Source organism: Xenorhabdus aichiensis, from assembly GCF_028598775.1.
GTDB classification, from domain to species: domain Bacteria; phylum Pseudomonadota; class Gammaproteobacteria; order Enterobacterales; family Enterobacteriaceae; genus Xenorhabdus; species Xenorhabdus bovienii.
This window is the reverse complement of record NZ_JAQRFO010000093.1, coordinates 1-3426: the sequence shown is the minus strand read 5'-3', so window position 1 is coordinate 3426 and position 3426 is coordinate 1. Positions and strand designations below refer to the sequence as shown.

The window sequence follows — 3426 nt, the reverse complement described above, 5'->3', positions numbered from 1 at the left end:
TACTGGCTGGAGTAAAGAAGCGTGTCATGCTGCGATAAAGCAAAGTTTCGATGGCTGGTTAGCTGATTTTGGTATCGGAAACCGGGAAAAATATCAGGTTATCACGCGAGCCTGTAACTTTATCCAGAAATACGGGCTTTCACGCTTCTAGCCTTATACCTACGGCAGGCCAAATGGTGATATTGATACATCACACGCCATGAGAATTAATGATCTTGCCGGGTATCTGGTGAACAATCGTCGTGATGATGGACAGGTGGAATACCATATTATCCCCAGTGTATTTGAAGAAGAGATATTGCAGGGGGTGCAGAAGAAATCTGGTTTTGAAGCCTTAGAAGAGACCGGAATGTTGGTTAAAGCTGAAAAAGACCGCTTTATCAGTAAAACCATTTCAGTGAATGGCACTCAGGGGCGGTTTGTGGTACTGGTTTTCAAGGATGAAGATTAGCACTCACGTAGGGTTAAAAAAACGTTGGGATAACGGGATATTGGGATAAAAGATATTTATTTTAAATTATATCAATTAGTTATAAATATTTTAATTATCCCGTGTTATCCCGCTCTATCCCGTAACATAGCGTGATTGCAGAAAGCGATATTATGAAAATAGAGGTTATCCCAAAAAAGATGTGGGATAGTTTAACGATATGAAATATATAAGAAATCTATCATTTACCCCGTTATCCCGTGAAAATGGGTGTATTTATATAAACATAATCGAGAGTAACGGTTACTTTTTTTTCAGATCTCCGTATTACCGGGTTAATGTATTAACCCGGTAATACGGAGAAGACAAGCGTAGCGCGTCAGGCTGAATAATTCTTTACCCACGGCTCGGCAATCGCCAGCGTGATTAAATATCGTTCTTCGTCAGGGTGTCGGTCATCTTTAAAACGTGCCATAATCAACATGATCTGATATTGTTCACCTGCTTGCCAATAAGTCACTTCAGAGCCTATTAAACTACGAAGTTTGGCACGTAATTCTGGTGTGTTAGCCAAGGCTGGAGACTCCCTAGCTAGAGTCAGAGCCTAACCCGCTTTACGCCACTGATCTTGTAAATCTAGCACAATTTTAATTGCATCATCATAGAGTAACGGTTCAATTTGTGGAGACATGCGCACGTTCTCGATGATTCCTTTATTATAGGAAACAGTAAAAAATCGTGCAGGGGGGGTAATAAATCCGTATTTCGGATCGGTAAAGCGTAAGCGTGCATCCGTTTTTGGGATTCTGAACCCGATGCTATTATCATAGGGTGGGCTAATTTTAGCACTGTTGCCGCATCGCCTCGTAAGGTTCGCCAATCACCAAGGCTATCTCGGCGGGTTCACGGGAATTAAAGGAATGGTAGAGATAGACGATAGTCAGACTCAGAACGATTAATAAAGCTAAGGTTAAACCACTGCGTCGTTGGCCTATTCGTTGTAACAAACCCATTTTATATCTCGTCCTTAAGCAATAGCCTGAAAGAGGTGTGAGAAGATAATATTCTCACACTCAGTTGAGTTTGCGTTATTGATTTACCCACGGTGTAGCAATCGCCAGTGTGATCAGATATCGCTCTTCATCAGGATGTCGATCATCTTTGAAACGTGCCATATTCAGCATGATTTGATACCTGTCACCTGCTTGCCAAAAAGTCATTCCAGTCCCTTTCATTTTACGAAGGCTGTTATGCAATTCTGGTGTATTAACCAAGAGATGGTATCCTTTAGTAAGCTCCCAACCCCCTTTGCGCCACTGATCTTGTAAATCTAACACAACCCTAATCGCATCATCGTAAAGTAAAGGTTCTATTTGTGGAGACATACGTACACCATCGATTATTCCATCATCAAACATAACAGTAAAAAATCGGGCAGGTGGCGTAACAAATCCATATTTGGGATCGATAAAGCGTAAACGTGCATCTGTTTTTGGAGTGTTATACCAAGCGTGGCCTGGAAGGTGTGGAGCAATATCTGCACTGGATCGCTGTCGCATTTCCTCGTAGGGTTCACCAATCACCAGAGCTATCTCTGGGTCACGAGAATAAAAGGAATAATAGATATAGGCTATCGCCAAGCCCAGAACGATTGACAATGCTAAGATAAAACCACCGCGCCGTCGGCTTATTGACTGTAACAGTTTCATTTGTCACCGCCTCTTGCAGCAATTTCTTCTATAGATTTTTGTATCAAACCTCGATTGCTACCATTTAGCAATTCATTAAAACGCGCTGCCGCCTTGAGAACGAATGGCATACGTGAGTTGATATTGGATAGGTCTAATCCCCAGTCATCAATAAATTTGATAGTTCTACCATCGTTAACAAGTACGCACTGACTAGTTAGCGTTAATTCAACAGATTCTGATGCACCAGCAAAAAAACCGCTGATATAGGTCCAATGGTTGCTACGCAATGCCCATACGAAACTGCTATTACTGTACATTGAGGGTTGTAGTATATTAACCTGCTCGTGGTAGGCAAGATACTCAACACTTTTAGCAATATTACCCGCGTCTATCGCTTCAAAAGTTTTTAGAATTTCTTTATGAGGAAGACCAAATTCCAATTCATCTTGCTCTATCGGCCACAATACTGGGAATTTGCTATTACCGTAGATATTTTTACGTACAGGTAGGCATGTTTTGAGTTCCTCTAACCCACGTTGCTTGTAGAAAGCGTGCAGTGGATATACATCCAGAAATAACGATGTATTTCCCAGTGCCATCATTTCATACACATGGCTGACTGCTGCGTATGCTAATCCTTTTTCACCAATAGGCAAGTCGGCAGGTACTGGATTATTTTTGCTAGCTTTCCTAGTTTCTTCTATAGCTTGACCAACATCATCCGCACTTTCACCGGCAATAATAAACGGTGGGTAACCAGGAAACATCGGATTATCTACTTCTTTTTTTGCCTCCTCCATGGCTTTAGTCAAGCGTTTTTGGGCGTCATGCTCCGCTTCTACTTTTTTCATTACCGTAGAAGCATGCATCAATCCACACCCTACCTGCTTCGAAGCAAAAGCAGCAAGACCGGCCCATTGGAAACGGTTATCTTCTAACCATATTTTAGCGTAAGCCTGATTTATGCGCTTATTGCGTTCCTTGGGATCTGCAATCAGTTTTCCACCGGGTGCGACAATGTCTTCGGCCTCTTTCTGATACCTGCGCCAAACACACTCACAGGTGAGGATGGGGACATCAATAACTTTAATTTGTTTTCCCTCTTTTTCTTCGAAATGACAGTCACACGCTGCAACTGATTGGGTGCTCTTGTACAACTCCATATCATCGTATTTATGTTTTTTAAAGACTTCGGTCATTTATATCTTCCTTATTAAAATATGTTTAATATCATCCCATTATTTAAATCGCTTATACCCTTCCATTCGTCTCATTTATATTTTTTAATGAGGCACTGTAACTAGA

Annotated in this window: 5 protein-coding genes; 1 reads left to right on the top strand and 4 read right to left on the bottom strand. The window is 41.5% G+C overall.

The features are described 5' to 3' along the window. Window positions 1-199 precede the first annotated feature (199 nt). Window positions 200-451, top strand: coding sequence for a hypothetical protein (locus PSI22_RS20870; RefSeq protein WP_273581402.1), 252 nt, complete (start codon window positions 200-202; stop codon window positions 449-451). A gap of 358 nt (window positions 452-809) precedes the next feature. On the opposite strand, the gene PSI22_RS20865 is transcribed toward PSI22_RS20870, so the two are convergent. The 4 genes from PSI22_RS20865 to PSI22_RS20850 form a co-directional block, all read right to left on the bottom strand. Beyond that, entirely contained in the window at window positions 810-1004 is a 195-nt protein-coding gene (locus PSI22_RS20865; protein ID WP_273581401.1) for a hypothetical protein, read from the bottom strand. Window positions 1005-1272: 268 nt separating this feature from the next. Further along, the gene (locus PSI22_RS20860) at window positions 1273-1443 is read right to left on the bottom strand and encodes a hypothetical protein (RefSeq protein ID WP_273581400.1); all 171 of its coding nucleotides are present in this window, start codon (window positions 1441-1443) and stop codon (window positions 1273-1275) included. Window positions 1444-1518: 75 nt separating this feature from the next. Beyond that, entirely contained in the window at window positions 1519-2139 is a 621-nt protein-coding gene (locus PSI22_RS20855; RefSeq protein WP_273581399.1) for a hypothetical protein, read from the bottom strand. Continuing rightward, window positions 2136-3320 carry a DUF2515 family protein gene (locus PSI22_RS20850; RefSeq protein ID WP_273581398.1) on the bottom strand — a complete coding sequence of 395 codons (1185 nt, stop codon included), beginning with the start codon at window positions 3318-3320 and terminating at the stop codon, window positions 2136-2138. The genes PSI22_RS20855 and PSI22_RS20850 overlap by 4 nt, the downstream gene beginning before the upstream one ends. Between the last annotated feature and the right edge of the window lie 106 nt (window positions 3321-3426).

Coding starts and splice junctions, on each gene's coding strand:
- PSI22_RS20870 (WP_273581402.1), top strand. CDS start 200: ATGAGAATTAATGATCTTGCCGGGTATCTGGTGAACAATCGTCGTGAT.
- PSI22_RS20860 (WP_273581400.1), bottom strand. CDS start 1,443: ATGGGTTTGTTACAACGAATAGGCCAACGACGCAGTGGTTTAACCTTA.
- PSI22_RS20855 (WP_273581399.1), bottom strand. CDS start 2,139: ATGAAACTGTTACAGTCAATAAGCCGACGGCGCGGTGGTTTTATCTTA.
- PSI22_RS20850 (WP_273581398.1), bottom strand. CDS start 3,320: ATGACCGAAGTCTTTAAAAAACATAAATACGATGATATGGAGTTGTAC.